We start from the raw sequence: 978 nt of genomic DNA on the forward strand, positions 1-978 counted from the left end.
TTTTGAGCCAGATTTTGTATTGTTCTTAATTAAAGACGATATAAGCCCAGCTATTCATTACCAAGTATTCATTGAACCTAAAGGAAGCCATTTAATAAAACAGGATGAATGGAAACATAATTTTTTAATGCAGTTAAAAACAGAGCATAAAATTGAACAGCTATGGAAAGATAGAAATTACATCGTTTGGGGGATGCCTTTTTATAATGAAACAGATACCAAACCAGAATTTGAAAAAGAGTTCAGTAGTTTATTCTAATAAAAATAAAAGGTTTTAAAAAGGGATGTCCAGTTCATCAGGGACAAGGCAGAAAACCCCACTTTCGGCGTTGTTGCGGTCTATAAAAGTTTCATCTTTCATGATCTGCTCGGCGGTCATATTGAAATTTTCCGTTGTAGCGTTTACTACGCCTATGAAACCGCCTAGCTTTATAAGTGGTCGGCCTTTGGTTTCATAGTCCCGTGTATATGACATGCTGCGCCCTCCGTGGCTGTATATCAATTATCTTATAAGATTGTTTTTAAGAATTTGTCAATTTTGACCAGTCTTTGAGAAGTCCAGACTATTAAAAAAAACGGCATCTTTTCGCCGTTTTCCCGTAGGGTAGGGGCAGGGAAGCCCCTATTTTAATTGTCCAAAAACAGGGATGTTTTATTCTTTGCTTGTCGGGCAGAAGTAAGCAATTACCAAGGATTATCCATCCCTAAATAATGCCCCCATATTTCCTTTTGCTCTTGCAATTCTTCAAGTAACGCCTCATTTCTAGGCTGTTTATCATATACAAGCTCGCTAAGCCGTTCTTGACCTTCTGCGGTCTGTGTACCCTGCAAGCTATTTATTTCTTTTTGCAATGTTGCAGCATAAGAAAAAACAGAACTTATAGCGTCTTCCGCTGCCAGCCCGCGATAGCCGTAGGGCCGTTGTTTTGTCGGAGTCTGAGCGGTAGCGAAGGTGGAGACAAAATAAAAGGCTATCCG

Annotated in this window: 2 protein-coding genes; one reads left to right on the forward strand and one right to left on the reverse strand. The window is 39.4% G+C overall.

Annotated elements, in window-relative coordinates; genetic code table 11:
* The coding region (locus BQ7314_RS11340; RefSeq protein WP_174483806.1) for a hypothetical protein at positions 1-259 on the forward strand (259 nt) is incomplete at its 5' end.
* A 425-nt stretch (positions 260-684) separates the two neighbouring features.
* On the opposite strand, the gene BQ7314_RS11345 is transcribed toward BQ7314_RS11340, so the two are convergent.
* The coding region (locus BQ7314_RS11345; protein WP_174483807.1) for a hypothetical protein at positions 685-978 on the reverse strand (294 nt) is incomplete at its 5' end.

Origin of the sequence: methanotrophic endosymbiont of Bathymodiolus puteoserpentis (Logatchev) (assembly GCF_900128525.1) — a bacterium.
In the GTDB taxonomy this organism is placed as follows: Bacteria; Pseudomonadota; Gammaproteobacteria; order Methylococcales; family Methylomonadaceae; genus Methyloprofundus.